We start from the raw sequence: 14,097 nt of genomic DNA on the forward strand, positions 1-14,097 counted from the left end.
GCGGGGTCTCGGTGTGTCCGGGCGCTATCTCAGCGGACGGTGATCCCGTCGGCGCGCATCGCGGTCTTGACCTCGCCGATGGTGAGGTCGCCGAAGTGGAACACGCTGGCGGCCAGCACGGCGTCGGCGCCGGCGTGGACCGCGGGCGGGAAGTGGCCCACCGCGCCCGCGCCGCCGCTGGCGATCACCGGCACCCGCACCGCCGCGCGCACGGCGGCGATCATCGTCAGGTCGAAACCGGCCTTGGTGCCGTCGGCGTCCATCGAGTTCAGCAGGATCTCGCCCACGCCCAGTTCGGCGCCGCGGATCGCCCATTCGACGGCGTCGATGCCGGTGCCGCGCTTGCCGCCGTGCGTGGTGACCTCCCAGCCCGAGGGGGTGTCGGGCTGACCGTCGGGCACGGTGCGCGCGTCGACCGAGAGCACGATGCACTGGGCGCCGAAGCGCTGCGACATCTCGAACAGCACCTCCGGGCGCGCGATGGCGGCGGTGTTCACCGACACCTTGTCCGCGCCCGCGCGCAGCAACCGGTCGACGTCTTCGACCGTGCGCACGCCGCCGCCGACGGTGAGCGGGATGAAGATCTGTTCGGCGGTGCGGGTCACCACGTCGAGCATGGTGCCGCGATCGCCGGTGGAGGCGGTGACGTCGAGGAAGGTGAGTTCGTCGGCGCCCTGGGCGTCGTAGGTCGCCGCCAGTTCCACCGGGTCGCCCGCGTCGCGCAAGTTCTGGAAGTTGACGCCCTTGACCACGCGGCCCGCGTCGACGTCCAGGCAGGGGATCACGCGGACCGCCAGGGTGCTCGGCGCGGTGCTGCTCATGATGGTGTTCCTCGTTCTTCTTCGCTGACGGTGCAGATCATTTCCAGCAGTTCCTGGTGCACGCCCGGCGCGGCGGCAAGCACCGAACCCGACGTGATCGTCCACGGCGCGCCGGCCAGGTCGGTGACCACCCCGCCCGCGGCGCGCACCAGCGCGACGCCGGCCGCGTTGTCCCACGGATGATGCCCGAACACGACCGCGCCGCCGAGCGCCCCGGAGGCGGTGAACGCCAGGTCGATGCCGGTCGCGCCGTGCATGCGCACGCGCGAGGACAGCCGACTCAGCGCACCGAGCAGGTCGAAGCGGAACTGGCCGGGGATGCGGCCGGCCGAGTCGAGGTTGAAGGCGCCGAACCCGATCATCGAGTCGGACAGTTTGGCCGGTTCCAGCGGCGGCAGCGCCACCCCGTCGAGAGACACCGGCCCGCCGGACACCGCGGCATAGCGGCGCCCGAGCATGGGCAGCCAGGTCAGGCCGATCACCGGCTCGCCCTCGTGCACCAGTGCCAGCAGCGTGCCCGACATGGGATGGCCCGAGGAGTAGTTGAAGGTGCCGTCGATCGGGTCGAGCACCCACGCCGTGCCCGAGGTGAGCGCGGGCCCGCCGAACTCCTCGCCGTGCACCGCGATCCCGGTGCGCTGGCGCAGCTCGGTCGAGATGGTGCGTTCCAGCTCGAGGTCGAGTTCGGTGGCGAAGTCGTTGCGGCCCTTGGTAACCGCGCTCGGCGCGCCGAGTCCTTCGACGAACCGCGGCACCACCCCGTCCAGGATCTGGGTGGCGACGGTCAGCAGGTCGGTCAGTTCGGCGGTGCTCGGCGCGGTGGTCATCGGCGGTGTCAGCGCACCGCGGCCAGGGCTTCGGGCAGGGTGAACCGGCCCGCGTACAGCGCCTTGCCGATGATCGCGCCCTCCACCCCGTCGCCGGTCAGGCCCGCGATCGCGACGAGATCGTCGAGTACCGAGATCCCGCCGGAGGCGATCACGGGCGCCTCGGCGGCATTGGCGACATCGCTGAGCAGCTCGAGGTTGGGGCCGGTCAGCGTGCCGTCCTTGGAGACGTCGGTGACGACATAGCGCGAACAGCCGTCGCGCTCGAGTCGTTCGAGCACCTCCCACAGGTCACCGCCGTCGGTCACCCACCCGCGCCCACGCAACCGCCACTGCCCGTCGATCTGCTTGACGTCGAGCCCGACCGCGATCCGGTCCCCGTACTCCCCGAGCACCCGCGCACACCACTGCGGATCCTCGATCGCCGCGGTCCCGATGTTCACCCGCGCACACCCGGTGGCCAGCGCCGCCTTCAACGAGTCGTCGTCACGAATCCCACCGGACAGCTCGACCTTCACATCGAGCTCCCCCACGACCTGCGCGATCAGGTCCCGATTACTCCCCTTACCGAACGCCGCATCCAGATCGACCAGATGCACCCACTCGGCCCCCGCCTGCTGCCACGCCAACGCCGCATCCCGAGGCGACCCATAACTCGTTTCGCTACCGGCCTCCCCTTGCACAAGGCGCACGGCCTCACCATTGGCGACATCGACAGCGGGCAACAACACAAGACTCACGTCGACCAGACTAGTAGGTCTGCCCCGGTGTCCCCGCAACCCCTCTACCACCGCGCCGTGTCGATGCGCGTGCGCCCCGTCCAGGGCGCGACCGTCACCGAGTTCAGTGGCACCGGCACTCGACGACAGTGGCCGAAGTGTTGCTACCAGCGGTAGGATAATGGCATGAGTCGCAGCAAGAAATACTCCGTCAGCCTGCCTCAGGACCTTGCCGAGGCCGTGCGCGAACAGGTGGGTTCCGGCGGCTTCTCCGCCTATATCGCCCTTGCCCTGGAACGTCAGGTCGCCATGGACAAGCTCGGCGAGATCGTCGCCGACTACGAACGCGACCACGAGCCCCTCGACGAACATGACATCGATGCGGCGCGCACGCTCCTGCGCGGTAGCGCTGACTCGGCTGCTTGATGCCGGGAACGCTACTGCTCGATTGCGAAGGCCTTTCTCTGCTCTATCGACAGGATCGGGCGGCGCTGGTGCTGATCGAGGCGGCCCGCAGGGAAGGCGTCCGCGTCGGAACCACCGCGATGACTCGCTTGGAAGCCGAGGACTCGAAGGTTCAGCGCGCCCGCATCGCCTGGAACCTGTCCCGTCTCGACGTCCATGACATCACCCGCGAGGTCAGTGACGACGCCGCCGAACTGCTGCGTTCCCACCAGCTTCACGGCCACAAATTCGCCATCGATGCGACCCTCGCCGCCATCGCCCGGCGAGCCGAACGGCCGGTCTCGGTCTTCACTTCGGATCCGGAGGATCTAACCCTGCTGTGCGGCAAGGGAATACAGATCATCCCGATCAAGAGGCAGCTCAGGCAGGCCCTCGTCGTCGACGAACCCGGTCGTCTCAGCCGAGTCGGCGGCGGAGTTCGGGAAGTCCGTCGCCGGTGAGGTCGGCCAGGGCGGCGGGGCGGCCGACGGCGGCCAGGGCGATGGCCTCGCCGGGGCCGCGGATTTCCGGGCCGGTGCCCGAGGACCAGGCGACATCGGTGGCGGTGAAGCACAGGCCCTTGGTGAATGTGCCGGGGCGGGCGAAGGGGTCGGGGTAGGACAGGACCGCGGTGAGGCGGTCGGCGGGGATCGTCCGGGGACGGCCGAGGGGGCGGCGGATGTCCTGCTGGTGCACGAACATGTCCGACAGTGCCAGGCGTGGGGCGTACTTCGACAGGTGGCCCGCGTTGTGTTCGAATCCGTCGACCAGGCGGGTGGTGGACAGGTCGGCGAACGAGGCGGCGAGGGCGTTGTTGATGCGATCGACCGCCCCGCGATTCTTCACCACGGCGGCCAGGTAGGCGCGGGGTTTCATCGTGTCGATCAGCAGATGCGCGACGACATCACGCACCCGCCACCCCGCGCACAGCGACTGCGACTCCCATTCCTGCTCGGTCAACCCGCGCAGCAGTTCGACCAGTTCGGCCCGTTCCTCGTTCAACATCCCCCGATAACTCATACCTCCACCCTAGGACGCGCCCGCTGTGTCCCGTATCCACCCACGGTCGGATCTTGGTGGGCGAGAAGCGATCGCGATCAACGATGGTCCGCCGATCCGCGCAGCTGTCCGGGCGGTCCAGGCGATGCGCGACAATGGACGCCGCGAACTTCGCGCCGCCGCCCGTTTCCTCCCTGGTGGCGATCTCCATGAACAGGATTGCCTTGGCCAAGCAGAATCGTCGGCGTCGCACCGGTCGCACACCGACCACCGCCGGACTTCCGGTCGACGCGGCACTGTCGGGCGACCCGGCGCAGGTCGCCGACGCGATCGCGACCGTGGCCTTCCTGGCAGCCCAGGGCGACAGGAACGCGATCGTCCGATTCGTCGACCAGGTGAAGGACGCGGATCTGTCGGCCGGCGTCCAACTCGCCGGGCAGCGAATCATCGCCCGCGCCTTCGACTTCGGCTGGTTACCCACCGACGTCCACCAGGCCGCGCGCAGGCGGGTGGACGAGTTCGCCACCGCGTATCTGACCGATCTGATGGCCGAGCACCGCGCCGATTTCCCCACCGAATCCGTCGACGAGATCTGGCAGTCGCAACTGACCGAACTCGACGCCACGGTGTGGTGGACCCGCGCGCACCCCCACCTCCGACAGTGGGCCGACCGCGCGCTTCTCACCGCCGAGGAAGCTCTCACCGCGGCCATGAGCGCGTTGGCTCTGCTGATCCAGCTCCCGAAACTCGAGCAGATCACCCCGCTCCCCGGCACCCACCGCCGCACCACCCACCAGCATGTCGACGAGAAAACCCTCGGCCGGGTCCGTGGCCTGCTGGCCAAAGCCGAGTCCACCTCCTTCGCCGAAGAAGCGGAAACCCTCTCCGCGAAGGCGCAGGAACTCATGACCAAATACGCCATCGACCGCGCCCTGCTCCACACCGAGCTCACCGACCCCGATCTCCCCGCCGCCCGCAGAATCTGGCTCGAGACCCCCTACACCGACGCCAAAGCCCTCCTGATCGACATGGTCACCCGGGCAAACCGTGCCCGCGCGATCTTCGTCGCCGACTGGGGTTTCGTCACGATCGTCGGCGACGACCCCGACCTCGACGCGGTGGAAATCCTCGCCACGTCCCTGCTGGTCCAAGCCACCCGCGCGATGATCGACAACGCCACCACCGAGGATTCCCGCTCCCGCCACTACCGCAAAGCGTTCCTCACCGCCTACGCCACCAGAATCGGCGAACTCCTCACCGAAGCTACCGAAGCCACCATCGCCGACGCCCCACCCCAGCTACTCCCCGTCCTGGCCTCCCACCGACAACGCGTGGACAAGGCCTTCGACACCTACTTCCCCACCGTCCGCTCCCGAGGCATCACCATCCGCAGCGCCGAAGGCTGGACCGCAGGCACCGAGGCCGCCGACCAAGCCCACTTCGGCAGCAATTGACCCTGCACGTCCCGCAGATCACGTTCGCCTCCGACTTGTCGCCGAGCTGGTTTATCCAGGGCCGCCCGAGCATCAGCGCAGGTAGTATTACGAATCAGGAGGTGGATGATGACGGCGGTACACCACGATCCAGTCACCACTACGGATTTCGAAGCGATCGCCGCAGCGGTCGAACGAACCACAGATGCTCTACAGCTCGAGTACATCGACGGGAAGCTGGGGTTCAAGACCGTGCCGGATGGTGATCACAACCGCATCATCAACTGGCTGTTGCTGCTTCTCATGCCGTTGGCACCCGGTCTGTTTCTGCACCAAGGGCAGGGATTGAAGATCAACGGATACCGTGACAGCCGCGCCCGCCCGGACGGAGTGGTCGCGCCGCTGGACGCGTTCGTCGGACACGGCGAGTGGGCCCCCTCGCGTGACACCGTGATGACCGTCGAGGTCACCTCACACGATTCGGACACCAACAAGCGAGACCGCGTGGAGAAGCCGACGGCATACGCCGAGGCGGGAATCCCGCTGTACCTCCTCGTCGACCGGGACACCGCCGAAATCGTCCTGTACAGCGAACCGAACGATGGTCGCTACCAGGAGATCCGCCGCTACGCTTTCGGCCGCGCTGTCCCGCTCCCCGACCCGATCGGCATCACTGCCGACACCACCCCACTGCTCGATTGGGTCGACTGACGATCAGTGGGGGCAGTCCGCTCTCGGGTTCGTCCGATCGCTGAACAGCTGGTCGACGTCGACGACGGCCCGCGCCTGCGGATCGCCGAGTTCGAAGTACTCGGCCCCGGACACGTGATGCAGCGCGGCGACCAAGGTTCCTGACCACCGACCGTGCTGCCCACAATTTCTCCTGCCATCGACGCGCCTCCGAGAACAGGACGCGTGAACGATCGCAGCGGCCGCCTGCAGACTCCTTACGCCGGCCCGAGAGCGCCGGTTGCCAGGCCCGCGACCACGCTCGTACGCTCGATGGGTGCGGCCGATCATGTCCGAACGGGAGTTGGATGTCGGCTGGGATCTGGCCCGGTCGACGGCGATGGCGGGCGTCTCGATGGACGGGTTCAGGGATCGGGAGTCCGTGGGGTGCGAGATGCGGATTGTCGCTCGACCCGAGGTCACCGTGGTGATCCAGTTCGGGGACAGTCCGTTGACCGTGGACAGCCCTGAGCAGCCTCGCTTCGACGGGTTGGTCGCCGGTCTCGCTCCTGGCATTCGTCAGGTCCGTGCCGAGCGCGTCGAGTGCGTCGAGTTGCGGATGTCGCCGATCCTCGCTTACCGCCTGCTCGGTGTCGCTGCGGCCGATCCGGACGGCGCGGTGGTGGGACCGGACGACATCTGGGGTTCGGCGGCACGGTTGCTGCGCGAGCAGTTGTCCGAAACCACCACGTGGGCAGCACGATTCGCGGTGACCACGACGTTTCTCGCCGCCAGGGAAACATCCAGGGCGGTCGATCCCGAAGTTGCCGCGTGCTGGGAGCGGATCGTCGAACACAAAGGCGCCGTGCGGGTTCGGGAGTTGGCCGAGCTGACCGGGTGGAGTCGCCAACGCGTGTGGTCGAGGTTCACCGCGCAGGTCGGAGTGACGCCCAAGCGTGCGGCGATGGTGGTCCGATTCCGAACCGCGTTCGATCTTCTAACGGCCGGCCGTCCGGTCGCCGAAGTCGCTGCGGCATGCGGTTATTCGGACCAGTCCCACCTCCACCGCGACATGTCGACCTTCGCCGGAATCACCCCCGGCGCGCTCGCGACGAGCTGATCGGCGAACATTCGTCCAAGACGCCGCCCGCCGCGAGCCGGACAGTAGGTGCATGAGCCTCGAGCAACGGATCCGCGCAGCCGAACAACGCGTCGCCGCCATGTACGGACTGACGATCACCGAACATGTACTGACACAACGCAACCCAGTGGCTCGCGTGCTGACTGTCGGCGAGGGTGAACCGCTCGTCCACATCAACGGCATCTCCGCACCCGCCATGGGCATGGCACCCCTGATCGCCGGCCTCTCCGGCTTCCGCCACATCCTGATCGACCTCCCCGGCCACAGCCTCGCCCCGCCCTACACCTGGCAGGGTCCACCGGTCCGTGAGCTGGCGGTCGACGTGCTCACCGGCACCCTCGACGCACTCGACATAGAACAGGCCGCCTTCGTCGGCAGTTCCCTGGGCGGCCTGTTCACCCTCTGGACCATGCTCGACGCACCCGACCGAGTCGCGCGAGCGGCGATCGTCGCCACCCCCGCCACCGCCCTCCCCGGCACCCGTGTCATCGCCGAATTCCAATCCCTGACCTCCCCGATCCGAGGCCGCCTCGACCAGAGCCTGATGCAACTCCCGTCCCCCCGCTGCATCGCCCGTTTCGCCCTCACCGAGGCCATCGGCGCGAACGCGGCCCGCGCGATGTCGGCCGACATGCTCGACCTCCACCGCCTACCCCTGCGCCTACCAGGCCGAGCAGCGTCCTACCGAGCCCTGCTGCGCCGCCTGATCGACGGCGCGACCGCCCGCCCCGAGAACGTCCTCACCGACGCCGAACTCGCCCGAATCGACACCCCGACCCTGTTCGTCTGGGGCGAAGACGACCTCATGTGCGCACCCGACCGGGCGCGACCTTCCGTGGCGAAGATTCCCGGCGCCCAGCTGCTCACCGTCGCGGGCGGTCACGCCCCCTGGTTCGACGACGCACCCCGCTGCGCGGCACTGGCCCGCGACTTCCTCGCCGCCGATCCTGCCCGCACCATGACCGAAGAAGGGACCCACCGTGCGTAGTCACGAACCCATCGCCATCGTGCCCAAGGGCAACTGGCATCGACAGTGGCGTGGAGATGTTCTACATCCCGGCTGAGTCCGTCGAGTCGACAGCCGACGACCCGCGCACCGCCTGACCTACAGCGACCCGATCCAATTGCGCAGTAGCTGCGCGCCTGCGTCCCCGGACTTCTCCGGGTGGAACTGGGTCGCCGACAGCGGCCCGTTCTCGACGGCGGCGAGGAACGGCACGCCGTGTTCGGCCCAGGCGAGTTTCGGGGGCGCGATGTGTTCGGTTTCGGGGAGTTCCCACTGTTGGGCGGCGTAGGAGTGGACGAAGTAGAAGCGGGTGTCGGCGTCCATGCCGGCGAACAGGGTGCTGTCGGCGGGAGCTTTCACCGTGTTCCAGCCCATGTGCGGGAGGACGGGCGCGTCGAGCCCGGCGACGACGCCCGGCCATTCACCGCACCCTTCGGTCTCCACACCGAATTCGACCCCGCGGTCGAACAGGATCTGCATGCCGACGCAGATACCGAGGACGGGTCGGCCGCCGGCGAGGCGCTGGCCGATGATGCGGTCACCGCGCACCTCGAGCAGGCCGGCCATGCAGGCGGCGTAGGCGCCGACGCCGGGGACGACGAGTCCGTCGGCTGCCAGCGCGGCGGCGGGATCGGCGGTGACTTCGACCTGCGCACCGGCTCGTACCAGGGCGCGTTCGGCGGAGTGCAGGTTGCCCGAGCCGTAGTCGAGCAGGACGACCGATTTCACAGCACACCCTTCGTGGACGGAACACCGGTGACCCGGGGGTCGATCTCGACGGCGACACGCAATGCCCGTGCGACAGCCTTGAATTCGGCTTCGGTGATGTGGTGCTGGTCGCGGCCGTAGAGCACCCGCACGTGCAGGGCGATGCGGGCGTTCTGCGCGATCGACTCGAACACGTGCTTGTTGAGCACCGTGGAGTAGGAGGCGCCGGGGCCAGCGCTCGGAATGATGGTGTGCACCAGGTGTTCCGGTTCGCCGGTGAACACGCAGTAGGGCCGCCCGGACACGTCGACGGCGGCGTGGGCGAGGGTCTCGTCCATCGGGATGAACGCGTCGCCGAAGCGGCGGATGCCCTTCTTGTCGCCGAGCGCCTGCCCGAGCGCTTGGCCGAACACGATGGCGGTGTCCTCGACGGTGTGGTGCGCTTCGATCTCGATATCGCCCTCGGCCCGCACCACCAGGTCGAACCCGGCGTGCGCGCCGAGCGCGGTGAGCATGTGGTCGTAGAACGGGACACCGGTGGAGATCTCGGTCTGCCCGGTGCCGTCGAGGTTCAGCTCCACCAGAATCGAGGACTCTTTGGTGACGCGTTCCACCCGCGCTGTTCTGCTCATGATGTGCTCCTCCACAGGTGGATTCAGTCGGTGAGTTCGGTGTCCGCGATGTCGCCGCTCACGCGCAGGAATTCGTCGTTCTCGGCGGCGAGGCCGATGGTGGCGCGCAGGTAGCCGGGGATGCCGACGTCGCGGATCAGCACGCCCGCGTCGAGGTAGTGCTGCCAGGCGCGGGCGGCGTCGGTGAATCGGCCGAACAGGACGAAGTTGGCGTCGCTGGGGATCACGTCGAAGCCGAGCGCGGTCAGCGCGGCCGCGACCCGGTCGCGCTGGGCGGCCAGTTCCGCGACGCTGCCGAGGGTTTCGTCCGCGTGGCGCAGGGCCGCGCGCGCGGCGGCCTGGGTGACCACCGACAGGTGATAGGGCAGGCGCACCAGCAGGATCGCGTCGATCACCGCGGGCGAGGCCGCCAGGTAGCCGAGCCGGCCACCCGCGAAGGCGAACGCCTTGCTCATGGTGCGGGTGACGACGAGCTTGGTCGGGAACCGGTCGATCAGGGTGATCGCGCTCGGTGCGGCCGAGAACTCCCCGTAGGCCTCGTCCACGACGACGATGCCGGGCGCGACCGCGAGGATCCGCTCGAGCTCGTCGATCGGAATGCTGTGTCCGGTGGGATTGTTGGGGCTCGTCACGAACACGACATCGGGCCGACGTTCGACGATCTGCGCCACCGCGTAGTCGATGTCGAGGGAGAAGTCACCGCTGCGCTTGGCCTCGACCCACTCGGTATCGATGCCCTCGGAGATGATCGGGTGCATCGAGTACGACGGCACGAAACCCAACGCGCTGCGCCCCGGCCCACCGAACGCCTGCAGCAACTGCTGCAGGATCTCGTTGGATCCGTTGGCGGCCCACACATTCGAGCCCGCGACGGCCAAGCCGGTCTGGCGGGTCAGGTACTCCGCGAGCTCCGAGCGCAGCGCGACCGCGTCGCGATCCGGGTAGCGGTGCAGTTCGGCGGCGGCCGCGCGCACGGATTCGGCCACATCGTCGATGAGCGCCTTGCTCGGCGGGTGCGGGTTCTCGTTGGTGTTGAGCTGCACCGGCACCGTCAATTGCGGTGCGCCATAGGGAGATTTGCCCCGCAGGTTGTCGCGCAGCGGCAGCTGATCCAGGGTCGCCGAAGCTCCGGGCACCGTGCTCATGACAGCGCCTCGAAACGCGCCTGCACGGCCTGGCCGTGCGCGGGCAGATCCTCCGCATTGGCCAGGGCCACAACGTGTCCGGCGACATCCTTCAACGCGGCCTCGGTGTATTCCACGATGTGGATGCCACGCAGGAACGTCTGCACGCTCAGCCCCGAGGAGTGCCGCGCGCACCCGGCGGTGGGCAGCACGTGATTGGAACCGGCGCAGTAGTCGCCCAGGCTCACCGGTGCCCACGGACCCACGAAAATCGCACCCGCACTGCGCACCCGCGCCGCGACGGCGGCGGCGTCGACGGTCTGGATCTCGAGGTGTTCGGCGGCGTAGGCGTCGACCACCCGCAGGCCCTGCGCGATATCGTCGACGAGCACGATCCCGGACTGCTTGCCGCTCAACGCTTCCCGCACGCGATCGTGGTGCTTCACCACGGCCAGTTGGGCATTCACCGCGGCATCGACCGCGTCGGCCAACGCCACCGAGTCGGTGACCAGCACACTCGCGGCCAGCACATCGTGCTCGGCCTGGCTGATCAGATCCGCCGCCACGTGCACCGGATCGGCGGTCGCGTCGGCGAGCACCGCGATCTCGGTCGGCCCGGCCTCGGCGTCGATGCCGACCAGTCCACGGCACAGCCGCTTGGCCGCGGTCACGTAGATATTGCCCGGCCCGGTGATCAGGTCGACCGGCTCGAGCGCGCCGCCGTCGGTGTCGGTGCCGCCGTAGGACAGCAGCGCCACGGCCTGCGCCCCACCGACGGCCCATACCTCGTCGACGCCGAGCAGCGCGGCGGCCGCCAGGATGGTCGGGTGCGGCAGCCCACCGAACTGCGCCTGCGGCGGCGAGGCCACCACCAGCGACTCCACCCCCGCGGCCTGCGCGGGCACCACGTTCATCACCACCGACGACGGGTACACGGCATTGCCGCCGGGCACGTACAGCCCGACCCGCTCCACCGGCAGCCACTTCTCGGTGACGGTCCCGCCGGGCACGACCTCGGTCACCGTGTCGGTGCGCCGCTGGTCGGCGTGCACCTTGCGGGTCCGTTCGATCGCCACCTCGAGCGCGGCCCGCACGGCGGGATCCAGCTCCGCGAGGGCCTTGCCCAGCTCGGCGACGGGCACCCGCACCACGGCGGGGCGCACACCGTCGAACTTCTCGCTGTAGTCCAGCGCCGCCGCCACACCCCGGTCGCGGATGTCCTCGACGACCGGCCGCACATGATGCAGCACCGAGTCCACGTCGACCCCTCCGCGCGGCAGCGCGGTACGCAGCTCGGCAGCGGAGGGAGTACGACCGCGCAGATCGACGCGGGCGAGCTCGAGGCGGGGAGTCATATCGGGTAACGGTCCTGTTCTGTCCTGGGCGCGAAGGTCCTCACCAGCCTAATGGTCGCCCGCTCCCGCTTTTCCGGCACATCCCGACAACTAAGGTTTGACTAACCTAATTAACTCTCGCTACAGTCCGGCGCACCGCACCCCGCACGAAAGGCTCCACCCATGTCACACCTGCTCAAGATCGTTTCCGCGGGCTTCTTCGCGCTGATCATCGGCCTCGGCCTGGCTTCCCCGGCCGCCGCCGACGTCTCCATCCGCGATTCGGTCGCCTCGGATCTATATGTGCGCGAGGCGAATCCGAGCGTGCACCAGCTGGAGAAGCAGTTCGCCGCGTTCTGGAACCCGAACATCGGCATGGATCCCAAGATCGAGGTCAGCTACCACGGCTCCTCGGCGCGGCCCGCGCTCGAGATGGTGATGCAGCAGAGCAAGACCATGGACTTCTTCTCGATCCAGGGTCGCGTCGTCGAGGGCCCCACCGTGTCCGGCGACTCGCTGTCGGTGCGGGTCAACGGCGTGATGGCCGGTTACCCCGCCACCACCATGACCTACTACTTCGTCCGCGAGGGCGGCCTGTGGAAGTACGACTGGAAGCGGATCTGCCAGGAGAACCAGTGCTCGGGTGACCCCGACTTCGGTTACTGAGCCAGGACCGGGAAAATCCCATGATCAGCGTTCGCGGCGTCACCAAGCGCTATGGCACGACCACCGCTGTCGATGACGTCAGCTTCACCGCGGCCGCCGGGTCGATCACCTACCTGCTCGGCCCCAACGGGGCCGGCAAGACGACGGTGATGCGCATGATCGCCGGTCTCACCCGACCCGATTCCGGCCGCGTCACGATCGATGACGCGGCGCTGCCGGACCTGCGAAACCCGCTGTCCGCGATCGGCTTCGGCCTCGGCCCGTTCCTGCGCAACCCGCGCCACACCGCTGAGCGGCACCTGCTCTGGCAGGCCCGCCTCGGCGGTCTCGGCCCGGCCGAGGTGCGTCGTTCCCTGGACCGGGTCGGCCTGACCGCCGTGGCGAAACGCCCCGTGGGCAAGTTCTCCTACGGCATGTCGCAACGGCTGAACATCGCCTCGGCCCTGCTGGGCACCCCGCGCACCCTGGTCCTCGACGAGCCGGCCAACGGTCTCGACGTCGAGGGCATCCTGTGGTTGCGCGCGCTGGTCACCGAGCTGGCGAGCGCCGGGCACTGCCTGCTCATCGCCTCGCACAATCTGGCCGAGGTGGAGATCACCGGTGACCGCATCGTCGTACTGGGAAGGGGAAAAGTGCTGTCCGACAGTCCCGCTCGGGAATTGATCGAGCGCGGCAGCGGCCCGCGTCGGCTGGAGTCGGCCTACCTCGAGCTCACCACCGACAGCGCCGAATACGGCCAGGAGGTGCGCGCGTGATCGCCACCTACCTGGCGCGCTCGGTGCGCAGCGAGGCCACGAAGGTCGGGGGCCGAAATCCCCTGTGGTACGCGGTGATTCCGGCGGCCGTGCTGTTGCCGCTGGCCCTGAACTTCGGTATCGCCGAGGCCGCGGCGGCCAACGTGATCCAGGGCGCGGGCGGCATGGACACCGACAACGCGGCCTACTGGGTGCTGGTGTTCTCCACCTTCATCCTGATGTCGGCCGGGGTGTCGGCACTCGGCGCGGAATTCAAGGACCGCACCGCCGAGACCGTCTTCGGCATCCAGCCCCGGCGCCGGCTGCTGCCGATCGCCGAGCTGGCCGTGTTCGGCCTGATCAGCGCCGCGGTCACCTTCGCCACCACGTTCGTGCTGCTGGGGGTCTTCCCCCGCCTGTTCCCGACGATCTGGGGCCGGGTCGACGCCTTCTCCCCCGAGGGCATCCGCCTGCTGATCTGCGTGCCGATCGTCACCGTGGCGGTGTGCGCGCTCGGGCTCGGGGTGGCCGCGTTCGTGCCCAAACCGGCCCTGGTCGTGACGATCGTGCTGCTGTGGAAGTTCGGCATCGAAGTGTTCGTCACCTTCGTCCCCGGTACGCTGGGCACCACCTTGCAGCGGCTCTCGCCGTTCAAGAACGCCGAATTGGGCGCGGGCCAGCTCTCGACCATCAAGACCCTGTTCGGCGGCCCCGACGGCTCGCTGCTGTATTTCGTGGTGCTGTGCCTGGCGATCTTCGTCCTCGGCACGATCCGGCTGTCGCGCCGGGAACCGAACACCGACTGATCTCCCGACGAAAAAAGCGGGCGAGCCAACCGGC

At 68.6% G+C, this 14,097-nt stretch carries 17 protein-coding genes; 9 read left to right on the forward strand and 8 right to left on the reverse strand.

Features of this window, described 5'->3' with window-relative positions; genetic code table 11:
* Window positions 1-29: 29 nt before the first annotated feature.
* The 3 genes from hisF to priA are packed head-to-tail and all read right to left on the reverse strand — an operon-like array spanning window position 30 to window position 2,388.
* Window positions 30-821, reverse strand: coding sequence for an imidazole glycerol phosphate synthase subunit HisF (gene hisF, locus ACFP3H_RS25920; RefSeq protein ID WP_378609854.1), 792 nt, complete (start codon window positions 819-821; stop codon window positions 30-32).
* Window positions 818-1,648, reverse strand: coding sequence for an inositol monophosphatase family protein (locus tag ACFP3H_RS25925; RefSeq protein WP_378609856.1), 831 nt, complete (start codon window positions 1,646-1,648; stop codon window positions 818-820). The genes hisF and ACFP3H_RS25925 overlap by 4 nt, the downstream gene beginning before the upstream one ends.
* A gap of 8 nt (window positions 1,649-1,656) precedes the next feature.
* Window positions 1,657-2,388 carry a bifunctional 1-(5-phosphoribosyl)-5-((5-phosphoribosylamino)methylideneamino)imidazole-4-carboxamide isomerase/phosphoribosylanthranilate isomerase PriA gene (gene priA, locus ACFP3H_RS25930; RefSeq protein WP_378609857.1) on the reverse strand — a complete coding sequence of 244 codons (732 nt, stop codon included), beginning with the start codon at window positions 2,386-2,388 and terminating at the stop codon, window positions 1,657-1,659.
* Window positions 2,389-2,553: 165 nt separating this feature from the next.
* Between priA and ACFP3H_RS25935 the strand changes: the two genes are divergently transcribed.
* Window positions 2,554-2,793: a hypothetical protein gene (locus ACFP3H_RS25935; protein WP_378609859.1), complete on the forward strand. Its 240-nt coding sequence runs from the start codon at window positions 2,554-2,556 to the stop codon at window positions 2,791-2,793.
* Complete coding sequence (locus tag ACFP3H_RS25940) at window positions 2,790-3,272, forward strand: DNA-binding protein (protein ID WP_378609860.1); 483 nt, start codon at window positions 2,790-2,792, stop codon at window positions 3,270-3,272. The genes ACFP3H_RS25935 and ACFP3H_RS25940 overlap by 4 nt, the downstream gene beginning before the upstream one ends.
* On the opposite strand, the gene ACFP3H_RS25945 is transcribed toward ACFP3H_RS25940, so the two are convergent.
* The gene (locus ACFP3H_RS25945; protein WP_378609861.1) at window positions 3,229-3,831 is read right to left on the reverse strand and encodes a maleylpyruvate isomerase family mycothiol-dependent enzyme; all 603 of its coding nucleotides are present in this window, start codon (window positions 3,829-3,831) and stop codon (window positions 3,229-3,231) included. The two genes, ACFP3H_RS25940 and ACFP3H_RS25945, sit on opposite strands and share 44 nt — an antisense overlap.
* A gap of 188 nt (window positions 3,832-4,019) precedes the next feature.
* On the opposite strand from ACFP3H_RS25945, the gene ACFP3H_RS25950 reads away from it, so the two are divergent.
* From ACFP3H_RS25950 to ACFP3H_RS25965, 4 genes are all read left to right on the forward strand, one after another.
* Window positions 4,020-5,264 (forward strand): DUF2786 domain-containing protein, encoded by a 1,245-nt coding sequence (locus ACFP3H_RS25950; RefSeq protein WP_378609863.1) that lies wholly within the window; start codon window positions 4,020-4,022, stop codon window positions 5,262-5,264.
* 105 nt (window positions 5,265-5,369) lie between these two features.
* Window positions 5,370-5,954, forward strand: a complete 585-nt coding sequence (locus tag ACFP3H_RS25955) for a Uma2 family endonuclease (RefSeq protein WP_378609864.1) — start codon at window positions 5,370-5,372, stop codon at window positions 5,952-5,954.
* A 295-nt stretch (window positions 5,955-6,249) separates the two neighbouring features.
* Window positions 6,250-7,032: a helix-turn-helix domain-containing protein gene (locus ACFP3H_RS25960; RefSeq protein ID WP_378609866.1), complete on the forward strand. Its 783-nt coding sequence runs from the start codon at window positions 6,250-6,252 to the stop codon at window positions 7,030-7,032.
* A 52-nt stretch (window positions 7,033-7,084) separates the two neighbouring features.
* Window positions 7,085-8,041, forward strand: a complete 957-nt coding sequence (locus ACFP3H_RS25965) for an alpha/beta fold hydrolase (protein WP_378609867.1) — start codon at window positions 7,085-7,087, stop codon at window positions 8,039-8,041.
* A gap of 117 nt (window positions 8,042-8,158) precedes the next feature.
* Here ACFP3H_RS25965 and hisH read toward each other — a convergent pair whose 3' ends face one another.
* Genes hisH through hisD form a run of 4 tightly spaced genes read right to left on the reverse strand, consistent with a single transcriptional unit; the run spans window position 8,159 to window position 11,878 of the window.
* Window positions 8,159-8,788: an imidazole glycerol phosphate synthase subunit HisH gene (gene hisH, locus ACFP3H_RS25970; protein ID WP_378609869.1), complete on the reverse strand. Its 630-nt coding sequence runs from the start codon at window positions 8,786-8,788 to the stop codon at window positions 8,159-8,161.
* A complete protein-coding gene (gene hisB, locus ACFP3H_RS25975) occupies window positions 8,785-9,402 on the reverse strand; it encodes an imidazoleglycerol-phosphate dehydratase HisB (protein ID WP_378609929.1) in 618 nt (205 codons plus the stop codon). Before hisB ends, hisH begins: the two co-directional genes overlap by 4 nt.
* A 20-nt stretch (window positions 9,403-9,422) precedes the next feature.
* Window positions 9,423-10,544: a histidinol-phosphate transaminase gene (locus tag ACFP3H_RS25980; RefSeq protein WP_378609870.1), complete on the reverse strand. Its 1,122-nt coding sequence runs from the start codon at window positions 10,542-10,544 to the stop codon at window positions 9,423-9,425.
* Entirely contained in the window at window positions 10,541-11,878 is a 1,338-nt protein-coding gene (hisD, locus tag ACFP3H_RS25985; RefSeq protein ID WP_378609872.1) for a histidinol dehydrogenase, read from the reverse strand. Before hisD ends, ACFP3H_RS25980 begins: the two co-directional genes overlap by 4 nt.
* Before the next feature lie 162 nt (window positions 11,879-12,040).
* Here hisD and ACFP3H_RS25990 point away from each other — a divergent pair, with 162 nt between their 5' ends.
* Genes ACFP3H_RS25990 through ACFP3H_RS26000 form a run of 3 tightly spaced genes read left to right on the forward strand, consistent with a single transcriptional unit; the run spans window position 12,041 to window position 14,063 of the window.
* Window positions 12,041-12,523 (forward strand): MTB12 C-terminal domain-containing protein, encoded by a 483-nt coding sequence (locus ACFP3H_RS25990; protein WP_378609873.1) that lies wholly within the window; start codon window positions 12,041-12,043, stop codon window positions 12,521-12,523.
* 20 nt (window positions 12,524-12,543) lie between these two features.
* Window positions 12,544-13,278: an ABC transporter ATP-binding protein gene (locus ACFP3H_RS25995; protein WP_378609875.1), complete on the forward strand. Its 735-nt coding sequence runs from the start codon at window positions 12,544-12,546 to the stop codon at window positions 13,276-13,278.
* The gene (locus ACFP3H_RS26000; RefSeq protein WP_378609876.1) at window positions 13,275-14,063 is read left to right on the forward strand and encodes an ABC transporter permease; all 789 of its coding nucleotides are present in this window, start codon (window positions 13,275-13,277) and stop codon (window positions 14,061-14,063) included. Before ACFP3H_RS25995 ends, ACFP3H_RS26000 begins: the two co-directional genes overlap by 4 nt.
* Window positions 14,064-14,097: the final 34 nt, after the last annotated feature.

The organism is Nocardia lasii (genome assembly GCF_042658545.1).
Classification (GTDB): domain Bacteria; phylum Actinomycetota; class Actinomycetes; order Mycobacteriales; family Mycobacteriaceae; genus Nocardia; species Nocardia lasii.

Excerpts from the sequence above, each read along its gene's own strand:
- ACFP3H_RS25935 (WP_378609859.1), top strand. The coding sequence starts at position 2,554 with ATGAGTCGCAGCAAGAAATACTCCGTCAGCCTGCCTCAGGACCTTGCC.
- ACFP3H_RS25925 (WP_378609856.1), bottom strand. The coding sequence starts at position 1,648 with ATGACCACCGCGCCGAGCACCGCCGAACTGACCGACCTGCTGACCGTC.
- ACFP3H_RS25990 (WP_378609873.1), top strand. The coding sequence starts at position 12,041 with ATGTCACACCTGCTCAAGATCGTTTCCGCGGGCTTCTTCGCGCTGATC.
- hisF (WP_378609854.1), bottom strand. The coding sequence starts at position 821 with ATGAGCAGCACCGCGCCGAGCACCCTGGCGGTCCGCGTGATCCCCTGC.
- ACFP3H_RS25980 (WP_378609870.1), bottom strand. The coding sequence starts at position 10,544 with ATGAGCACGGTGCCCGGAGCTTCGGCGACCCTGGATCAGCTGCCGCTG.
- ACFP3H_RS25965 (WP_378609867.1), top strand. The coding sequence starts at position 7,085 with ATGAGCCTCGAGCAACGGATCCGCGCAGCCGAACAACGCGTCGCCGCC.
- hisD (WP_378609872.1), bottom strand. The coding sequence starts at position 11,878 with ATGACTCCCCGCCTCGAGCTCGCCCGCGTCGATCTGCGCGGTCGTACT.
- ACFP3H_RS25945 (WP_378609861.1), bottom strand. The coding sequence starts at position 3,831 with ATGAGTTATCGGGGGATGTTGAACGAGGAACGGGCCGAACTGGTCGAA.
- ACFP3H_RS25995 (WP_378609875.1), top strand. The coding sequence starts at position 12,544 with ATGATCAGCGTTCGCGGCGTCACCAAGCGCTATGGCACGACCACCGCT.
- ACFP3H_RS25950 (WP_378609863.1), top strand. The coding sequence starts at position 4,020 with ATGAACAGGATTGCCTTGGCCAAGCAGAATCGTCGGCGTCGCACCGGT.
- ACFP3H_RS25955 (WP_378609864.1), top strand. The coding sequence starts at position 5,370 with ATGATGACGGCGGTACACCACGATCCAGTCACCACTACGGATTTCGAA.